Consider the following 18,436-nt stretch of genomic DNA (forward strand, 5'->3'; position numbering starts at 1 on the left):
CCTCCCCCGCTTCCTCGATCTCGGCGCGGTTAAGGTGCTTCAATTGGGCCGCGGATAATCATCCGCGGAAACCTGATAATAACCGGGTGACGCTGTATAAGAGCTCTGCGCTTCAATTGGGCCGCGGATAATCATCCGCGGAAACCTCCTCCCCCGCTTCCTCGATCTCGGCGCGGTTAAGGTGCTTCAATTGGGCCGCGGATAATCATCCGCGGAAACATACAGCAAAATGGTCGGGGCATTGTAGGCTTCATTAGGCTTCAATTGGGCCGCGGATAATCATCCGCGGAAACGAGTCCAATATCCGTCGAACTTATCCCGAATCGTGTGCTTCAATTGGGCCGCGGATAATCATCCGCGGAAACGGACGATAGAGAGTGATGATTTTTGGACAGGGTATAGCTTCAATTGGGCCGCGGATAATCATCCGCGGAAACGAGTCCAATATCCGTCGAACTTATCCCGAATCGTGTGCTTCAATTGGGCCGCGGATAATCATCCGCGGAAACGGACGATAGAGAGTGATGATTTTTGGACAGGGTATAGCTTCAATTGGGCCGCGGATAATCATCCGCGGAAACGTGGTCCACAATCTCGCAGGCGAGATTGTAGGCTCCGCTTCAATTGGGCCGCGGATAATCATCCGCGGAAACTTATGGACGAACTCGGCGTGTTTAATTCGTCGCCCAAGCTTCAATTGGGCCGCGGATAATCATCCGCGGAAACTTGCGCTCACTCATTCTTCCCACCTCCATAAATCCTCGCTTCAATTGGGCCGCGGATAATCATCCGCGGAAACCCATACAAAAATTTTCCGGAATCTGGTCGAGCGTGTGGCTTCAATTGGGCCGCGGATAATCATCCGCGGAAACACCTCAACATCCTGCTGTATGGAGACAGCGGGGTCGGGCTTCAATTGGGCCGCGGATAATCATCCGCGGAAACAAGTAGGAGTAGGAGTACCTACTACGATATACCAAGGAGAGCTTCAATTGGGCCGCGGATAATCATCCGCGGAAACATATATATCGGAACGTCACCCCGGTGACGATACCAGGGCTTCAATTGGGCCGCGGATAATCATCCGCGGAAACACAAAATCGCGAAAAAGCTTGAGAAATTCAACCGGGGGGCTTCAATTGGGCCGCGGATAATCATCCGCGGAAACCTCCCTCTCGAGGATTTCATTGGCCCGCACCCACTCCGCTTCAATTGGGCCGCGGATAATCATCCGCGGAAACAGGCCAGATGGGCTCCGTCCCCCGTTACGGCGGACAGCTTCAATTGGGCCGCGGATAATCATCCGCGGAAACTATTAAAAGAATATGAAAAGAAGTGTATTGATTTTGCGCTTCAATTGGGCCGCGGATAATCATCCGCGGAAACAGGGCAGGGATGAACCCCGCCCTCCTACAAAATCTCGGCTTCAATTGGGCCGCGGATAATCATCCGCGGAAACTATTAAAAGAATATGAAAAGAAGTGTATTGATTTTGCGCTTCAATTGGGCCGCGGATAATCATCCGCGGAAACAGGGCAGGGATGAACCCCGCCCTCCTACAAAATCTCGGCTTCAATTGGGCCGCGGATAATCATCCGCGGAAACTGCCAGGGGGGCGGCATGAGTGCATTGGCGGTCCTTCGGCTTCAATTGGGCCGCGGATAATCATCCGCGGAAACCTCAAAATAGCCTGTGTGCCTACCACCAAATCGCCGTCAGCTTCAATTGGGCCGCGGATAATCATCCGCGGAAACTTGGTCCCCACGGCGAACCTTCCTGCCTGGGAGAAGGCTTCAATTGGGCCGCGGATAATCATCCGCGGAAACTCTCTTCTTCGTCCCCGATATAAATGGCCGTATCCCCAAGCTTCAATTGGGCCGCGGATAATCATCCGCGGAAACCAGTTATACTGCCTTGCTTGTTGGGCCGCGGAAGAAGCTTCAATTGGGCCGCGGATAATCATCCGCGGAAACGTTACCCCCCGGGGCTGGCCGGAACCGGTGCCGACAAAACTTCAATTGGGCCGCGGATAATCATCCGCGGAAACACAGGAGCAGGGCGCCGTCGTGGCGGATGGTGACGCGGCTTCAATTGGGCCGCGGATAATCATCCGCGGAAACCCGTCGATCTCATCCTTAAGGTCCTGTGCCAGGGCGGTGGCTTCAATTGGGCCGCGGATAATCATCCGCGGAAACTATAGCGTGTCTCCTGCTGCACCCACTCGTTCAGGTGGCTTCAATTGGGCCGCGGATAATCATCCGCGGAAACATTCGACCTCTTGTGGGCACCGCCCCAGCGGCAACCGCTTCAATTGGGCCGCGGATAATCATCCGCGGAAACTCCCGAGCTGGCAGCGTGGTATTTCCGGAACCGGCTGCTTCAATTGGGCCGCGGATAATCATCCGCGGAAACTCAGGCGCGAAGTGCGGGACATACGCCGGGCGGCAGAGCTTCAATTGGGCCGCGGATAATCATCCGCGGAAACCAACCTTGTATTATAATAATTGGTTGTAAAATACATGCTTCAATTGGGCCGCGGATAATCATCCGCGGAAACGTAAGGGTGGCCACCCATACCTCTTCGTCGTCAGGGTCGCTTCAATTGGGCCGCGGATAATCATCCGCGGAAACGGGGAATGAACAGCATGGAGCTAATGGTGGCTATTAGGCTTCAATTGGGCCGCGGATAATCATCCGCGGAAACAACTTCGCCCTGGGGACCCTCAAGGCCTTGCGCAACGGCGCTTCAATTGGGCCGCGGATAATCATCCGCGGAAACTTCAGTTGGGTGTCCAGTTGGGGGTTCAGTTGGGGGTGCTTCAATTGGGCCGCGGATAATCATCCGCGGAAACTGCAGGTAGTCGACGGCCGCCCCTGGGGTGGTGCGGATGCTTCAATTGGGCCGCGGATAATCATCCGCGGAAACGCTCGTTATGCGCGTGGCGTTACTGGCCAGAGCAGAAGCTTCAATTGGGCCGCGGATAATCATCCGCGGAAACTGGCCCGATTTACCGGCGCACCGCCTTCGCGGTAAGGGCTTCAATTGGGCCGCGGATAATCATCCGCGGAAACCTGGTTACCCTAACTCCATTGTCGGCTATCTCGCGCGCTTCAATTGGGCCGCGGATAATCATCCGCGGAAACTAAGGACCTGCATCAATGTTTTCCCGTATCTGATTGGCTTCAATTGGGCCGCGGATAATCATCCGCGGAAACAACTCGACCTCCTGCGGACATCGTCCCAATGGCAACCGCTTCAATTGGGCCGCGGATAATCATCCGCGGAAACCGCTCGGCCTATGTCGAGGTGCCACGAAAGAATGGCAGCTTCAATTGGGCCGCGGATAATCATCCGCGGAAACTTATCTCTATGCCATCAAGCCCGTCCACCAATCCATCCGCTTCAATTGGGCCGCGGATAATCATCCGCGGAAACTTGTTTTGGCAAATGCACCCGGTCGGATTTTCTCCCTGCTTCAATTGGGCCGCGGATAATCATCCGCGGAAACTCCTACGTCGGCACCCAGCCCGCCATGTCCGGGTTGGCTTCAATTGGGCCGCGGATAATCATCCGCGGAAACAGTCCCTATATTCTTGCAGCATAAACGCTATTTATTTCGCTATTTGCGAGAGGTTGTCCCCACGCATTGTTTTCAAGGTACAGGGAGTTCTTTTCAAATGTATCGCAGGCCCCTGACCTGCGGATACTCGCATAATGATAATCACAATCAGGCGTCATCACCGAACCTCTCGAAATCAAAGAACAAAACACTCCTCATCCCTCAGCTTCTCCTGTATTCCAAAATACTCGATCGCTGCCCTGGTGCGCTTTGAATCGGGCCCTATGTCAACAACCAGCACTCTGTCCTCTCTGCTGTTTATCTCATCATTCAGCTTAGACAACATAACAACCTTTTCCACTTTTGAAAGAAAGCATATAAACACCGAGTACTGCAGAGGATCCCCAAACCCCCTCATGAGCTTATGGGTCCTCCTCAAGCGTTTTGCATCAGAGACATCGTAGCAAACAAGATAGTATTTTCTCATCTCTACCTCGTACAGAATGCCGGGTATTCACTGATCTCCCCCATCAAGAACCTGCTAAATAAACGAGCCTGCACTTCCAGCACTCTTCGGTAGCTTATCGTGTATCCGAACTTCGGATGCTTTATAAGTGTACTCATTCTCCTTTCATAAGCCCTTATTGCCCTTTTTCTCAATCCATCGCTCATGTGCACGCTTCCCATCCCCTTGATGAAATCCTTACCCGCAGCCTCTCCGTTGTTGATCATGGTAAGTACCACCGAATCTACGATGATGGGCCTCATCTCTTCCATTAAGTCAAGGGCAAGGGCCGGCTTCCCGTGTCGAGGTCTATGCATCAAGCCGAGATAGGGATCGAGACCGACCGCATATGCAGTCACGGTGATTTCCTTTACCAGAATCGCATACAGGAATGAGAGCATGGCATTGACCGGGTCCAGGGGTGGCCTTCGGTTTCTTCCCTCGAAGTTGAATTCGAGCTCGTCTGTACCCCTGGGCTTTATAAGCCGAGGTAATACCGCAAAATAGATATGCGCAGCGTTTCCCTCAATTCCGAGGAGTTCCTCCATGGAGTTAGCCCTCACAGCATACTTTCCGCATGCCGCAAGCGCCTTCAGCGTCGTGGTCTCGTCCTCTGTCGAATTTCTCCTTATGATGGTTCGGCAGTTCTTGATCTTTCCCTGTATTATCTTCCGTGCGAACTCCAGCGATCTCTCCCCGTCTCTGAAAGCATCATATTGAGCTATTCGCAAATGGACGTTCTTGCTGGTATGACCATGGGTTATGCCGTAAAACCAGCCTCCCGTGGAAAAGTAACTCACGGGTATGGATCTTTCACAGAACTCTCTCAAGGCTTGCGTCGTAATTTGGACATTACCATATACGTTCAATTGAGAGACATCGATCAGCCTTATGGTCTCCCGCTCTTGTTCGGGAGGTGGGCTGGTCACGGTTATGCAATCGCCGTCCAGGCGCACATAGGAGCCTTGTCCTATGATATAGACGGGAACCGCGTCGTCCCGCGCCGGCACCAACCTCCTGTAACGGTCCTCTTCGTCTTTCTCCACGGCTTCTGACAGCAGGCGCACCTCATCGGGCATGCAGATTTTTGCGAGTGAGCAGCCAATGCATTTCACGCTGTTGTTGAGCGGGGCAGGAATCTCTCCTTTGTTTACCAATTCCCTGAACGATTCGAGAAGTGAAAGGGTCCTTGAAACAAGGGCCTCATCTATATCGACCTCGATCCTGGTCTTAGAATCTATGAAATAGATGATACCCCTATCGCAGGAATAACCGCTTTCGCGCAGCAGCAATGCCTGGGCGCAGACCTGCACCAACTCCGGCTCATAAGCTCTCTCCGGCGTATCGGGCACCTTACCGCGCTTATATTCTACGGGAGTAGCCCTCTCGCCCTCGTGCTCCACCAGGTCTATCCTGCCGGTGAGCCCTAGCTTTTTGGATGAAAGATATACCGATCGGCGGTGCGCCTTATCCCCCTCACCCTCCTCAGTCACCTTATCGGATTGTGCATCCACCCTCTTATGCTTGAACCTGCCATCGAGGGTGTAGTAATTGTCGACGAACTCCGATTCCACCCATTCGAGATAACCCAGTCGCGGGCAGTAAGCATACTCATTGAGGTAGCGAACGGGTATCAGGTCTGAGTCGTTCATTGCTCATCCGACCCACCAAATTATTCATGATATTGTACATTACTTATGCGCAATATCCTAAGTTGATTTGCTTAATAATCGAACCAAAGTGGTATGCCGAAAGTCATGTTTTTATATTTCCCTTCTGCAACTTTTCTCGACTGGATAACTGAAAAAATCCCCATCTCGACAAGGCGGCCTCTTTCAGTCAAATCGCCCTCCTTCCATATTGCAGGCAAGCAGAGAATCGATTTCACCACCTCGACTCCAATGGGATAACGCCACAGAGGCCAGCGTACTGATCTTAATTCATCATCCCACCCTACAGCCCCAAGGCTTCCCTCTCTTTTTTCTGCGCTATCAGCAGAGTAAGTTGGAAACAAGCGCAATGCCTCAAAAGCAAGGCGATTGGCGCCCCATAGAGTTTTAACCCTTCTCTTGCTATCACTAGGGTCTCCGTCCATTAAGGCATACCTGCGGTCCTCTGCAGGCTCAAGCCTCAATGAGTATTTCTCCCTATCTCCTTCCCATGGGCCGAACAAAGCCCTGTGGTAATCATCTTCTTCACAACATAGCATCAAGTCGTTTACCGTCTTTAAAAATTCCTGATGTCCCGATCCACTCAAAAGGGCCCAAGGCGTCGGTGCCATTTTCCCCTCTTTTTTAGGCCCCATTATCCCAAAAGAGGAGATGAGATCCAGCAATCGCCTTTCAGGAAATCGGCACTCATCAAAAGACATTTCTGCGAAATCCAGAAACTCTTTATTGCTGAAAGTCAAATTCTTTTTCTTAAGATCATTCAGGCTGGAATCCTCGGCAACATCAGTCCCTCTTTTCTTTGCTCTTTTCAGTCTGCTATGAATAATCCTTACTAATTCTCTTTCTCTTCCCTCATGGCTTTTTTCAGCCATATCAGGCATATCCACCCTCAAGATTGGGGTTAGTCCTTTCCACGATAACTTCGATTCAATTCCTTCATCCTTTAATGTAACCATTACGCCAAGGGTGGCGAGGAATCCAAGAGGATTGTCGCCTCTCGGGCCAGTAAGAGTGAACCTACACCACATCCTCATCCCCCGTCCTCTCCCGCTCCGAGCTCCTGTGGTCTGCCAAACGGAGCACCGCTTCAAGATACGCAAGTCCCCACCAACCATACCTGCGAACCAGCTTCCAGTACCTTTCAGCAATACCCCGATTAAGAGAAAAAAGCCGATGGTCGCTACTTCCCCAAAAAACCTTGCCGTTGAACTCGAATTTGAGAACTGCCGGTTCGGACTCACTAAACACGGGCAAGAACGGCCTTGAGTAACCGTGATGACTTGCGATGAGATGGAGGGCTAAGTCTCCGTCTTGAAGCCCCTTGAGGATATCCTTTCTTGCCTCCAGCAGCGCCACTGATTGCGCCTCGTGCCTTGCGCCTTTCGGATATCCCGAGCGCATTTCGGCAAACCTATCCGCTTTCGCGTCTCTAGCTGAGGTGGTAGACTTTGCCAGGAGCTTTCCCGATGTAACAGCAGCAATCTCATTTCCTCTATGGAGCTTTATCTGAAAGCGCGGATCTGCTTTGCCAATATCATGATACAATGCCGCTAAACACATGGCCTCCCTGATGTCCGCGGGAAGGCCGTCGCTAAACCTCTCGACGATACTCCGTACACCGCAACTGTGTTCTTCCAGCCCCACCTCTAGATCAGCATAATCCTCATTCCAGGTAGTGCTTGAATCTTCTCCGCGACCCCTAGATCCCACCAGAGCACAAACCGGTCCATCGGCTATGAGCCTCACACGTTTGTCATCCAACAGACGGCCTGCTGTTTTTCTAATCCAGCTCATGAAAGCCGTATCTTCTCCAGATGAGCTCACATCAATGATCCGTTTCAAGCACTCTTCAAGCTGGGGAGCATCTTCTTCTCCATATGCAAGCATCCTAAGGCCCTTCAATGCTTCCAGCATTTCCTCCAGCACATGTTGATCTTCCGGCCTCTTTAATTTCTCCTTTACCAATTCCTCTACAGCATACAAACGAAGAACAGGTTTTCTGTACTCTGCAGCTACCATATCTCCTATATCAGTAACCGGAACCTTTGAAAGTGGGTTCCAACCGAATTCATCGCATCCTCCATAAAAGGATGGAACAACCACCATGTCACCCGGCTTCACTTCTCTCGCCTTCGCAATAGTCGAATCTTTCAGGCCTCTCCAGCAGAGAACCGGCCTATCCGGCATCCCCACATCTTCGGTAGGCGCAATGCCTTCGATGTCCCCTGCATCAAGATTATGTCCTTCTGATGTCAAGCCTGCCATCCATCTCTTGAACTCCCATATGGGCACCTGACATCCTTCACCGAGAGCCGGAGGCTGCACGGCGACTATGTCTACCCAGTGGTCCTTGTTCTCTTCTTTCAAATCGTATCTCCAAACAACTGTTATGTCTGGAGAGGCAGCAGCGTCTCCATGCAGGAAAGCGGATATGTTCGGGCCACGCACCGGCGGAGGGCTCGTCTGAGCAAGCAAGTCGAGATGAGAAGGAAAGAGCGGCTGAGCGTGATCTGATTCCTTCCAAAGCTCGGAAACTTCCGTATCGCCAATTTCTTTCTCAAAAGAACTAAAACCAAAATCAACATATTCGTTTTCGCCATTCTTCTTTGCCAATTCTTTGAGCTTTGACCAGGTTCTGAAGATGGCTTCTCCGTAAATCGGGTCTGGTTTTGCAGCCTTACCGCTATTCTCTCCGACCTGGTTTCTCCTCAGCTCCTTCGACTGCGTTTTCTCTTCGTTTGTTTGCCGCCTCATCTTTTTTTCTTTGACCTGATCTTCTGAAGCTATGATATAAGCCGAAGAATTTTTCATTATTCCAAGGCGATTGAGCCTTCCAAATCTCTGCTGCAGGGAATCCAGTGGGGCAATCTCTGTTACAAGCGCGTCGAAATCTATATTCGCTCCCACCTCAATACATTGAGTAGAAACCACCACTCTTGGAGGTGAGGGCTTTTCTCTCGAACCAGCGCGAATGAGAGGCATCCAGCTTTCAAGCAGTCTATCACGTTCCCAGCTGCGCGCCCGCCCCGTAAGAAGGATCTTCCGCTCATGAGACAAAGAAAGCCTTTCAAACGCCGAGCGCGCGTCAGCAACACGATTCAACACAACACCGACTATGCCTTCTTCGAGTTCAGAAGCAAGCCATTCGGCTCTCTCTACGACCTCTTGCACGATCTTCTTGCGATAATCATCGCCATCTGAGGTGATTAATACTAACTCTGCTTTTTTTGACGCATTGAGCCTTCTTGCCATCTCCTCGTCTTCAAGATCACGTTCATCTAACTTGAAAGCCGCCCCCGATCTTCCTGGAAGCGTAGCAGACATATTTATCACCGTTATGGGTTTTCCTACCTCAAACTCGGAAAAGCCCTGCAATTTTTCTATCGCTCTAAGCGTTTCACAAAACGGTTCGGAGCAATGAGCTTCGTCGACAATAAAGAGCGAATCCCTTCCCAGCAATCCCGCGTATATTGGCCAGGCTTTCGGGTTGTTTTTCGCGTAAGACCTGAACAGCAAGCTTGAGCCCACCTGATCGACCGTAGAAAGGATCACCAGTGGCTGGAGTGGCGAATGAGCCCATTCTTCGTCAATCGCAATCCCTCCCCGCAGTGTCGCTGTCAGAAGTGGCTTACTTCCCCCCAAAGACATCAGCGAATCCGCAACCTCTTTGAGAGGATGAGAGCCTTCATTCAAGGCTTCCGCAAGGAGCTTCTCCAGCCTTAATGCGCGTTCCCGGGCCTCATCTACCACCACACGGCGATCTACAACAAAAACAGTCCTTCGGCGTGCGCATTCGGCACCTGCCGCTAGAGCGAACACCGAGAGCTCGATGAGAGAGGTCTTGCCGCTCGCAGTGGGAAGAGAAATGTTCTCAGGCCACCTTGAGCTCTCGGCCCCATCAGCGCAAAGCCTTTCTCTGAAAAGCCTTTCCTGCCAGGGAAAGGGATCGTGATTATTTAACGCTCTAAACCAACAGGCGAATTTATCAGGATTAAGTCTCATGGCTTTCCTCCGGCAACTGGCGAAAAATCCCATAACCCCGATGCCTGCCCGCTCCCACAAGAACCGGTCCAGATACTGGCTCAGCAAAAGCCAGCCTCACATGAGCAAAGCAACGTCGTGCTCTCCCCTTTTTTGTCGGAAGCGGAGGGAAACGAAAAGAAGGGGGCGACCCCAGAATCCAACTGATTGGAGCAGTGGCAACCTCAACAGGCTCGGGAAGTCCCGCTAACAAGCATGCTTCCCTTACCATCTGAACCGCTTCCTCACCCCATAGATCTTTAGGATATCTTCCGAACACAAAGGGCGTTACGCTGGCCCAAACCTTAGCCTGCTTTCGCCATGTATCTTCATGCAGTGCCACGGCTTTCTCAGTTACATCACAGGGAATTAGCGACCATTTGCCCAGGCGGCCCATATTCAATTCCCTCACCCTTCCCAGTGCTATCAAGCATTCCTCGCGTTGTTCCCGTGAAATTCCCTCCGGAAGAGCAGCCGCCAATCCCATGATATGTGACCTCGCATACCTGTGCCCCACATCAGGAAGGGGAAACAAGGCCATGAATGGGCCTTTCATGGGCTTCGGGTCATTGAAATCGCTGTCTGGAGCGTGACCCGTTATGACGCAATTCGGGGGCTGGTCTGCCTCAGCCACAAGCGCACTACGCCATCGCTCAATCAACGCCGCAGTGCATTCGAGAGGCAAGGGGGGGCGCTCACCTATAAGGCGAAATACATAGACCTTGTCGTGCTGGCCTCGAAAAGACCTCTTTTCCATAGCAGGCCTGCCATATGTAGCCCAAAGTTTGCTCTGCGGCGGACGACGCCTGGGATCAGACCTGTATGCTTTACATAACTCTTCTAACCTTCCTTTATAAGGCACGCGCAACGCCACCGTACCCGAGGGGTGTTTAACCCAGGATGGCTCGAGAGCCAAATCTTCATCGATGACTTCGATAAACACGAGAGAGGACGAATGGCCCAGGCTGGCCACAGCTCCCACAAGTCTTTCCATCACCCCACGGAAAGCTTTCGGGATTACTACATCAGGCCACCAGAAGAACACTTCGTCTTGCTCGAGAGGCGCACTTGGTATGTGTCGCTTTTGCCTTACTCTAAGGAGAGCGGTTCCTTGAATAGGCACCGCTTTTATTTTTGATTTACTAACGTCATTCGCTGATTCCTCGCCCCCATTCTTTTCCGTTTTCTTTTTATTTTCCCTTTTTTCCCCTAGTCCAATCGTGTCATTCACCGGTACATATAGACGAAGAACGCTTGGGCACAAAATTTCACCGCAAGTCACATTGGGGGGCTGCAACTCCTCAAGCCAACGCAGTGCTTTTTCTCCATCCTCCGGCTCTCCAAGGTCTCCCCATGCCTGCACCAAAGCACAGAACAACCTGTCCGGATGAGGCGGCCATTCTACTTCTTCCTTCCCCTGCCCCCCTCTGACATCCGCAGCAGTGACGGAACCGCGAAGATATACGACTCTCAGACCGAACATTCTCTTAGGCTTCCTCCCCCTTCTGCTCGGATGCCAGCTCTCGGCTGCGAGCAACCACTTTGACTAGATTTTCATTTGGCTTGAGTGTGAGGATGCCTTTGTTCCAAGGCTCATCGTCATCTCCTGTGGGCCAGGGTAGCCCTTTTTCCTTAGCATCCCTAACCGCCTGTCGCAAGATTTCATCAGCTCTCCCAAAAGTAAGATGAAAATCCTCTTCTCCACCGGGATATATCAACGTCAGCTTCGGCTCCTCCTTAGGCACAAGGTCACAGCGAGAACGAAGGCTGAATCCGTCCTCCCATTGCTTGGAAAGGGCGGCTAGAGCAAGCGCCGCAAGGGTGGTTCTCGCCGCAACCTCTGCCCCATCAGTTGAGGTGGGAAACCTTAATCTTCTGAGCGCAGGTAACGAAAGGACCGCGATCTGCCTTGCGAATCTTATGGAAACCCCTCCGTGATTATACGCCCCTGTATCCTTATCAATCAGAGAAGGAGTCACATTCCCCAATCCCACTTTGGACAATTTTTGCGAATTGCGTCCGGTTGTACCTTCAGCCAGTGCCCACGTCTTATCCTCATTGATATTTATAGGCAGGCTCTCTCCGGCAACCCTTATTAAAGGGTCAATACGACTAGTCGGTCTCTTATTGTCATCGGTAGCGCTTACGCCGATTATCTCGGATGTCAAAACCCGCTGGAACTTTTCTCCTAATCCACCCCGGGCTCCGTGGGAATCCCACATGCCGAAGATGAGGGCGGTAGGGCAAAGCCCAAAAAGACCGGTCGCGTCGGCCAAGCTAGCCTCATCCACCAGCCTGCCGATCTTGCTGCTCTTTTTCTTGTCTCTGGGATGCCTGAATGGCACTCTTTTCCCATCCTCTTCAATCTCAGATGCGAAAAAAATGGCGTCGGCGATTCGATGTGGGGCTTCCAGTACCGTAAAAACGCCCACTTCGTCTACCTCTGTTCCAGTGAAATCGATCTGCACCAAGGGGAAGGGACGCTCTCCACTGGTGACACTGCGATGCCAATCAAGAAGAGCCAGTTCCAGGCGATTGGCCTGCGACTGAACCGAATCGAGCAAGACGCAATTTACCTCTTCCCCGTCTACAATCCTCTTCTCTCGGGCATAAACGCTCCCCTGATATGTCGGAGGAAACACCTTATCCCCGCTTCCACCCGCCGGCAAAAGATCTACCACGGCCCTGAAGGCATAGGCCTTGCCCTCCATTGCCTTTCTCAACCCTTCATAAGTCAGTTCCTGTACGCCCATGACTTACCTCCTCGATTCATCTCTTCCTATCGCCTATTTTGTCGTTCTGCTTAGCATTTTATCCCCACCAAGTGACAGTAATCCCATCCCCTCACACTTGGGAATCCGCGGGGGCTGTCATCGTGCCGGGAGCGCCCGAACGCACCGCGCCGTTTACCATCACCCCCTGCGGGGCCCTTTCGGGCCCCGCGCCGCCGCCGTCCGCTCCCACTATGCCCATGCTTCCTCCCGCGCTCTCCAAAAAAGCCAGCCCGTTTCCGTCACTCCTGAAGTACGCCGCCGCTCCCCTCGGCTGCATATGCCAGGTGCCTCTGATACGCGTAGGTGTTGCGCTCCCTCACCATGGACGGTATGCGGAAGAGGTCGGCTAACCACATGATTCCTGCATATCCCAGCGTAATGACGTACAACAACGATATCTTCCCCAAGTACCAGCGATGCCCGATAAAGGTGGGCCACAGCAAATACGCAAGCCAGACCTTCCTCTCTCCCTTGATGCTCATCGCTCCTCTCCCTTTCCATATGCACTAGAGCGCATAATTCACATTATGTAATCGGTTGAAGCGACCCGCCTTCCGAAGACCCCTAAGAACGAAAGTGATAAGGGCCGCTATGGCGTGACGGTCATACCTTAATGGTTATATTGGTACCGCTGGCCTGACAGCTGTACGGCAGTTTTTATCGGGTTATTCGCGGAATTCCAAGGATATGCTGCCAACAGTATGGCAGTCTTTGACGGTATTTTGGATTTATCCGCCTGGAATTCAGGAGGTGAGGCCGTAGCGCCCCAACACGCCGCGGGCGCGCTCTATGACCATGTCGCGGAGTTCGGGAGGAGCCAACACCTCGACCTCGCCCCCGAAGGCCACTACCCAGGAGCAGATCTCGGAAAGGCCTCCCACCCTGAAGGAGAACACCGCGCTGCCGTCGGGCCGGTCCTCGCAGCGCTGGGAGGGATGCCACAGGCATTCCTTTACGAAAGGAGCCGCCTGCGGGCTGAAGAGTACCCGCACCTCCCGGGGCTCGCCCCGCATCACCTGCCAGGCCCCGCCCATGTAATCGCTGATGCTGAAGTCCTCGGGGGGCGTAAAGGTCTCCTCAAGAAGGCGCGCCTCCCTGATGCGGTCCACCTTGAATATCTTCACCTCGCCCCGCAGGCGGCAGAAACCCACCAGATACCAGGCGTTGGAGCGGAAGAGGAAGCCGTATGGGTCGACCCGCCTGTGGGTTACCTCGTCGCGCGACAGCGCATAGTAGGTCATCTCCACTGAGCGGTTTCCCTCCACCGCCTCCTCCAAAACCTCCAGGATGGGCTGATGGTCCGCGTAATCGACGGTGGGCTCCCAGGCCGGGCTGAAATGCGCAGCCTCGCTGGATGCGGCATCGCGTATCGCCTCGGGCAGAGCGGCGAATATCTTCTCCATGGCGCTCTGCGCGCCCCGCTGAAAGGGGGTGCCCTTCTGGCGCGCGAGGATTTCGGCGCCCATGGCCAGGGACAGCGTCTCGTTGAGGTCGAACTGCATGGGCGGGAGGAAGAAGCCCTCGCTCAGCCGGTATCCCCTTTCGGTGTAGAGGGGAATGCCCGCCATCTTCATCAGGGCGATGTCGCGGTAGATGGTGCGTAGGGAGACCTCGCAGCGCTCGGCCAGCTCCGCGGCCCCTATGCCCGGCTTCCCCTCGATGAGGGTCAGCATCTTGATCACCCGCCAGAGGCGGCTCACCTTCTCCATTTACCCTCCTCGCGCCTTGCCGCAGGAACATGATATATGGGGTCGCTCACTACCCACCTTCCAGGAGGGAGGGTCGGCCCCAATGCAACATTTGCGTTTCCGACCGCCTTGCCGTCAGCACCATAGAGCGTGTAGAGGCTGAGCCCATAAACTTGTGTAAATAGGATACGGCATTTGTTCTTTGACAACAAAAGCCATCACTCTCCAAGATAAGGGAAATTTCCCAAAAACCTTTATCTAAAAGAAGAACGTCCTCATACAAGCAAAGTGCACCCGATTTCCTTGGGCACCGAATGGAGAACGAGCTGCTGCGCAAGAGCTGCGAGGCCAAGGAGTCCTTACGGCAAAGGAGGCCGCGGAGATGAGCGTCCGTACGTCCCCCTCGACCGAAAAGCCGTACGGCATTCTGCGCACCTGCATCGCCTGAGGTATACCGCGTTCCACCTTCTACGCCCGCACATGCCCCAGCCCGTGTTCCTCGAGGGTGATTCCACGCCGGAGAGGAGAAAGCCCGGCCCCAAGACGGAGCTATCCGACGCCGAGCCTCTCTCCCGCATCCATGACGACCTGGCCTTCTCTCTTTTTTGTGGCGAGGGCCACCGCAAGGTGTGGGCAAGCCTGCGCTACGTGAGCGGCTTGAAGGGGTAGAGCTTGGAGGATCTCTCCCTTTCCCTGGGCCGGGGCAGCTCCTCTGCCTCACAGAGCTTCTTTGCCGTTCGCCAGACCATACCCAGGGCAAAGCCGATGTCCTTGTAGCTCATATCCTGTTTCCGTAAGGCCCTTGCGTTCACTCGCCACTCCTTTCGGTACATAGAATCCATCCTTTATCCTTTATGGTCGAGTATGAAATCAATGGATTCGCGGCTATTTATTGCAACAAAAGAGAGCTCATAAACCAGCCCGGCGATCATGTGTAATATATACAGCGCTGTTTCGAGATTCGAGTTTTCCTCGGTTTACCTCGCTTGCGCCACAGCGTTATTGAATATTTGTTGATGGAGATCGGCATATTATGGTCGCAGCGTCACCGTGGACTCCGAGGGCACGCGGAGCGCCCTATATCGGCCATCGCGATTGTGCGCGGTACGACGTGGACTCCTGGGGCACGCGGGGTGCCCCGGCGCACCCGGGGATTACCTGTGATCCGGGCATTTATCGAAGAACGACCTGTCCTTGCCCGTCCTGCTCACGATCCAGTCCACCTGGGCCTGCGGGATGTAGGGGGTGCCGCAGACGCTGCACCTCACCATCTGGAAGTCCCGGTGCCATATGCGCCGTACCCCGTCCTTCTCCTTCATGGTGATGGCCCCGGTGGGGCAGGCATAGGCGCAGGCGCCGCAGCCGATGCATACCTCCGACGGTTTGTCATAGGGGGTTGCAGGCTTCTTGTCCGCTCCGCGCTCGGTCATGGCTATGGCGTGAACGCCCACCACCTCGGCGCAGACGTTGGTGCACAGCGCGCAGGCGATGCACTTGTAGCGCTCGTTCTCTCCCTCGTCCTTGCGGAAGCGCACCTCGGCGATCCCTTCCGAGGCGGCCATCTCCCGGATCACCTCCGAATCCGGCACGCGAGCGAGCAGCAACTCCAGGACTCCCCGGCGGATCCTGTGCACCAGGGGGGTATCCGTCTTCACCTCCAGGCCCTTGCGCACCGGGTAGTTGCAGGCGGTGACCAGCCTCATCCTGCCGCCCTGGTGGGCCTCCACCAGGCAGACGCGGCAGGAGCCTCCGCTCGACGGCACCTCGCTGTTGTAGCACAGGGAAGGTATGTAGATGCCGTTTTCGTGCGCCACCTCCAGCACACATCGGTCCTTTACGGCCTCGAAGGTCCTTCCGTCGATGACTACGCTTACCTTTTCCATGCTAGGAGATCCTCACCGCGTCGAAGGTGCACACGTCCTTGCAGACGCCGCACTTGATACACTTGTCCGCGTCTATGGTATGGGGCTCCTTGCGCTTCCCCGTGATGCACTCCTGCGGGCAGTTCTTTGCGCACAGGCGGCACCCGGTACACGCTTCCGGGTCTATATGATAGGTGATGAGCGCCTTGCACACCCCGGCCGGACACCTCTTGTCCCGGATGTGGGCCTCGTATTCGTCGCGGAAGTACTTGATGGTGGAGAGCACCGGGTTGGCGGCCGAGGTCCCCAGGCCGCACAGCGCCCCCCAGGTCAGGAGGTCGCACAGCCCCTCAAGCATCGCCAGGTGCTCCTCTCCGCCGCAGCCCTCGGTGATCTCGGTGAGCAGATCGAGCATGCGCGGCAGGCCGTCCCGGCAGGGGGTGCACTTCCCGCAGGATTCCTCCACCAGGAAGCCGGTGAAGTACCTGGCCACGTCCACCATGCAGGTGTCCTCGTCCATGACGATGATGCCGCCCGACCCCATCATGGACCCTGCTTCCGTAAGGCTGTCGAAATCGATGGGCAGGTCGGCCAGGCGCTCCGGTATGCACCCGCCGGAGGGGCCGCCGGTCTGGACCGCCTTGAACTCCTTGCCGCCCAGGATCCCGCCTCCTATGTTCTCCACCAGCTCGCGGATGGAGATGCCCATGGGCACCTCCACCAGGCCGGTGTTGTTGACCTTGCCCACCAGGGAGAAGACCTTGGTGCCTTTGGAGCCCTCGGTCCCGATGCTCGCATACCAGTCGGCGCCCTTGAGGATGATCTCGGGCACGTTGGCCCAGGTCTCGACGTTGTTGAGGACCGTGGGCTTATCGTAGAGTCCCCTCTCCACCGAGCGGATGTACTTGGCGCGCGGCTCTCCCACCTCGCCCGCCACGGAACGCATCAAGGCCGACGATTCGCCGCACACGAAGGCCCCGCCCCCACGGCTGATCTTGATGTCGAAGGAGAAGCCGCTCCCCAGGATGTCCTCGCCCAGCAGCCCTTTCTCCCGCGCCGCCTCCAGGGCGGCGGTCAGGTTCCGTATGGCCAGGGGATACTCGTCGCGGACGTAGATGTAACCCTGGTGCGAGCCCAGGGCGTAGGCGCCTATGATCATGCCCTCGATGACCGAGTGGGGGTCGCCCTCCATGATGGAGCGGTCCATGAAGGCACCCGGGTCGCCCTCGTCGCCGTTGCACAGCACGTAGCGCACGTCGCTCTCCACGGCTACACAGGAACGCCACTTGGTCCCGGCCGGGAAGCCGCCGCCGCCGCGGCCGCGCAGGCCCGAGCGTTCCACCTCGGAGATGATGTCGTCGGGCTTCATGGCCAGCGCCTTGGTCAGCCCGGCATAGCCCCCCGCCAGGATGTAGTCGTCGATGCTGGCCGGGTCTATGGTGCCGATGTGCCTCAGGGCGATGCGCTGCTGGTGCCTGTAGAAGGGGATCTCGCTGTAACGCGCCACGGCCTCTCCGGTGGCCTTGTCCCGGTACACCAGCCGCTCCACCACGCGGCCGCCCTTGACGGTCTCCTCCACTATCTCCGGCACGTCCTCCGGTTTCACCTTGAGGTAGAGGATGTCCTGCGGCCTGAGAGCCACCAGCGGACCGTTCTCGCAGTACCCGTGGCAGCCCGTGGTCTTGATGCCGACATTCACGTCGATCTCGAGCCCCTGCTCCTTGATGACGTCCATGAAAGCCTCCGCCACCGGCCTGGCCCCGTTGGCCTGGCAGCCGGTGCCGAAGCACACCAGGACCGTGGGAAGTTCGGGTCTGGCGGCGGCCGCCAGCTCCCGCCGGTATGCTTCGAGCTGCTCCACTGACTTGATGGCGCCCATGTCCCTAGCTCCCAACCTGCTTCTTGACCACGTCCATGATCTTGGAGGGGCGGGTCTGACCGTGGTACACATCGTCCACCAGGGTCACCGGAGCCATGGCGCAGGCCCCCACGCAGTTGACGCATTCCAGCGTGAACTCCCCGTCCTCCGTGGTGCCGTTGCGCTTCACCTTGAGCTCCCGCTCCAGGGCCTCCAGGATCTGCGGTGCGCCCTTGAGGTGGCAGGCGGTGCCCGTGCAGACCTTGATGGTGTGCCTGCCGCGAGGGGTGAGGGAAAGGGCTTTGTAGAAGGTGCCCATGGCGTAGATCTTGCTCGCCGGGACCCCTATGACCTCGCTCAGGCGGCGAATGCCCTCCTCGGGGACGTAGTGGAACTCGCGCTGGAAATCCTGGAGGATGGCCAGCAGCGACTCCTCCGTTTTCTCGTAACGGTCTATGATGCGATCGAATTGTGCCAGGTCGCGTGTCACTTCCGTCAT

The 18,436-nt window shown here is 55.2% G+C and carries 13 protein-coding genes and 1 CRISPR repeat array (1 of these 14 cut by a window edge); of the genes, 1 reads left to right on the forward strand and 12 read right to left on the reverse strand.

The features are described from left to right. Positions 1 to 3,581: a CRISPR direct-repeat array (repeat unit 36 nt; unit sequence GCTTCAATTGGGCCGCGGATAATCATCCGCGGAAAC); it begins 110 nt to the left of the window's first position. 175 nt (positions 3,582 to 3,756) lie between these two features. The 8 genes from cas2 to H5T74_07810 form a co-directional block, all read right to left on the reverse strand. After that, on the reverse strand, positions 3,757 to 4,047 hold the full coding sequence (gene cas2 / locus H5T74_07775; GenBank protein ID MBC7230272.1) for a CRISPR-associated endonuclease Cas2: 291 nt from the start codon (positions 4,045 to 4,047) through the stop codon (positions 3,757 to 3,759). Positions 4,048 to 4,049: 2 nt separating this feature from the next. After that, on the reverse strand, positions 4,050 to 5,717 hold the full coding sequence (cas1, locus tag H5T74_07780) for a CRISPR-associated endonuclease Cas1 (GenBank protein MBC7230273.1): 1,668 nt from the start codon (positions 5,715 to 5,717) through the stop codon (positions 4,050 to 4,052). Positions 5,718 to 5,788: 71 nt separating this feature from the next. Then, complete coding sequence (locus H5T74_07785) at positions 5,789 to 6,769, reverse strand: hypothetical protein (protein MBC7230274.1); 981 nt, start codon at positions 6,767 to 6,769, stop codon at positions 5,789 to 5,791. After that, positions 6,753 to 9,737 (reverse strand): type I-U CRISPR-associated helicase/endonuclease Cas3, encoded by a 2,985-nt coding sequence (cas3u, locus tag H5T74_07790; GenBank protein ID MBC7230275.1) that lies wholly within the window; start codon positions 9,735 to 9,737, stop codon positions 6,753 to 6,755. Before cas3u ends, H5T74_07785 begins: the two co-directional genes overlap by 17 nt. Beyond that, complete coding sequence (gene cas5u6u, locus H5T74_07795; GenBank protein ID MBC7230276.1) at positions 9,727 to 11,238, reverse strand: type I-U CRISPR-associated protein Cas5/Cas6; 1,512 nt, start codon at positions 11,236 to 11,238, stop codon at positions 9,727 to 9,729. The genes cas3u and cas5u6u overlap by 11 nt, the downstream gene beginning before the upstream one ends. Before the next feature lie 4 nt (positions 11,239 to 11,242). After that, a complete protein-coding gene (cas7u, locus tag H5T74_07800) occupies positions 11,243 to 12,508 on the reverse strand; it encodes a type I-U CRISPR-associated protein Cas7 (GenBank protein MBC7230277.1) in 1,266 nt (421 codons plus the stop codon). Positions 12,509 to 12,768: 260 nt separating this feature from the next. Then, positions 12,769 to 13,011 carry a TM2 domain-containing protein gene (locus tag H5T74_07805; protein MBC7230278.1) on the reverse strand — a complete coding sequence of 81 codons (243 nt, stop codon included), beginning with the start codon at positions 13,009 to 13,011 and terminating at the stop codon, positions 12,769 to 12,771. A 261-nt stretch (positions 13,012 to 13,272) separates the two neighbouring features. After that, positions 13,273 to 14,238, reverse strand: a complete 966-nt coding sequence (locus H5T74_07810; protein ID MBC7230279.1) for a YafY family transcriptional regulator — start codon at positions 14,236 to 14,238, stop codon at positions 13,273 to 13,275. A gap of 471 nt (positions 14,239 to 14,709) precedes the next feature. Between H5T74_07810 and H5T74_07815 the strand changes: the two genes are divergently transcribed. Further along, the gene (locus H5T74_07815; protein ID MBC7230280.1) at positions 14,710 to 14,886 is read left to right on the forward strand and encodes a hypothetical protein; all 177 of its coding nucleotides are present in this window, start codon (positions 14,710 to 14,712) and stop codon (positions 14,884 to 14,886) included. Here the strand turns inward: H5T74_07815 and H5T74_07820 are convergent. From H5T74_07820 to H5T74_07835, 4 genes are all read right to left on the reverse strand, one after another. Next, on the reverse strand, positions 14,862 to 15,029 hold the full coding sequence (locus tag H5T74_07820) for a hypothetical protein (protein MBC7230281.1): 168 nt from the start codon (positions 15,027 to 15,029) through the stop codon (positions 14,862 to 14,864). The two genes, H5T74_07815 and H5T74_07820, sit on opposite strands and share 25 nt — an antisense overlap. Positions 15,030 to 15,371: 342 nt before the next feature. Further along, positions 15,372 to 16,100 carry a (2Fe-2S)-binding protein gene (locus H5T74_07825; protein MBC7230282.1) on the reverse strand — a complete coding sequence of 243 codons (729 nt, stop codon included), beginning with the start codon at positions 16,098 to 16,100 and terminating at the stop codon, positions 15,372 to 15,374. A 1-nt stretch (position 16,101) separates the two neighbouring features. Continuing rightward, positions 16,102 to 17,958 (reverse strand): 4Fe-4S binding protein, encoded by a 1,857-nt coding sequence (locus H5T74_07830; GenBank protein ID MBC7230283.1) that lies wholly within the window; start codon positions 17,956 to 17,958, stop codon positions 16,102 to 16,104. 4 nt (positions 17,959 to 17,962) lie between these two features. Beyond that, entirely contained in the window at positions 17,963 to 18,436 is a 474-nt protein-coding gene (locus tag H5T74_07835) for an NAD(P)H-dependent oxidoreductase subunit E (protein MBC7230284.1), read from the reverse strand.

The sequence above is a fragment of the Actinomycetota bacterium genome (assembly GCA_014360645.1).
Taxonomy (GTDB): domain Bacteria; phylum Actinomycetota; class Geothermincolia; order Geothermincolales; family RBG-13-55-18; genus Solincola_B.

What these genes read in the sequence shown, in the direction of transcription:
- cas2 (MBC7230272.1), bottom strand. Translation starts at nt 4,047, where the DNA reads ATGAGAAAATACTATCTTGTTTGCTACGATGTCTCTGATGCAAAACGC.
- cas1 (MBC7230273.1), bottom strand. Translation starts at nt 5,717, where the DNA reads ATGAACGACTCAGACCTGATACCCGTTCGCTACCTCAATGAGTATGCT.
- H5T74_07785 (MBC7230274.1), bottom strand. Translation starts at nt 6,769, where the DNA reads ATGAGGATGTGGTGTAGGTTCACTCTTACTGGCCCGAGAGGCGACAAT.
- cas3u (MBC7230275.1), bottom strand. Translation starts at nt 9,737, where the DNA reads ATGAGACTTAATCCTGATAAATTCGCCTGTTGGTTTAGAGCGTTAAAT.
- cas5u6u (MBC7230276.1), bottom strand. Translation starts at nt 11,238, where the DNA reads ATGTTCGGTCTGAGAGTCGTATATCTTCGCGGTTCCGTCACTGCTGCG.
- cas7u (MBC7230277.1), bottom strand. Translation starts at nt 12,508, where the DNA reads ATGGGCGTACAGGAACTGACTTATGAAGGGTTGAGAAAGGCAATGGAG.
- H5T74_07805 (MBC7230278.1), bottom strand. Translation starts at nt 13,011, where the DNA reads ATGAGCATCAAGGGAGAGAGGAAGGTCTGGCTTGCGTATTTGCTGTGG.
- H5T74_07810 (MBC7230279.1), bottom strand. Translation starts at nt 14,238, where the DNA reads ATGGAGAAGGTGAGCCGCCTCTGGCGGGTGATCAAGATGCTGACCCTC.
- H5T74_07825 (MBC7230282.1), bottom strand. Translation starts at nt 16,100, where the DNA reads ATGGAAAAGGTAAGCGTAGTCATCGACGGAAGGACCTTCGAGGCCGTA.
- H5T74_07830 (MBC7230283.1), bottom strand. Translation starts at nt 17,958, where the DNA reads ATGGGCGCCATCAAGTCAGTGGAGCAGCTCGAAGCATACCGGCGGGAG.
- H5T74_07835 (MBC7230284.1), bottom strand. Translation starts at nt 18,436, where the DNA reads ATGACGGAAGTGACACGCGACCTGGCACAATTCGATCGCATCATAGAC.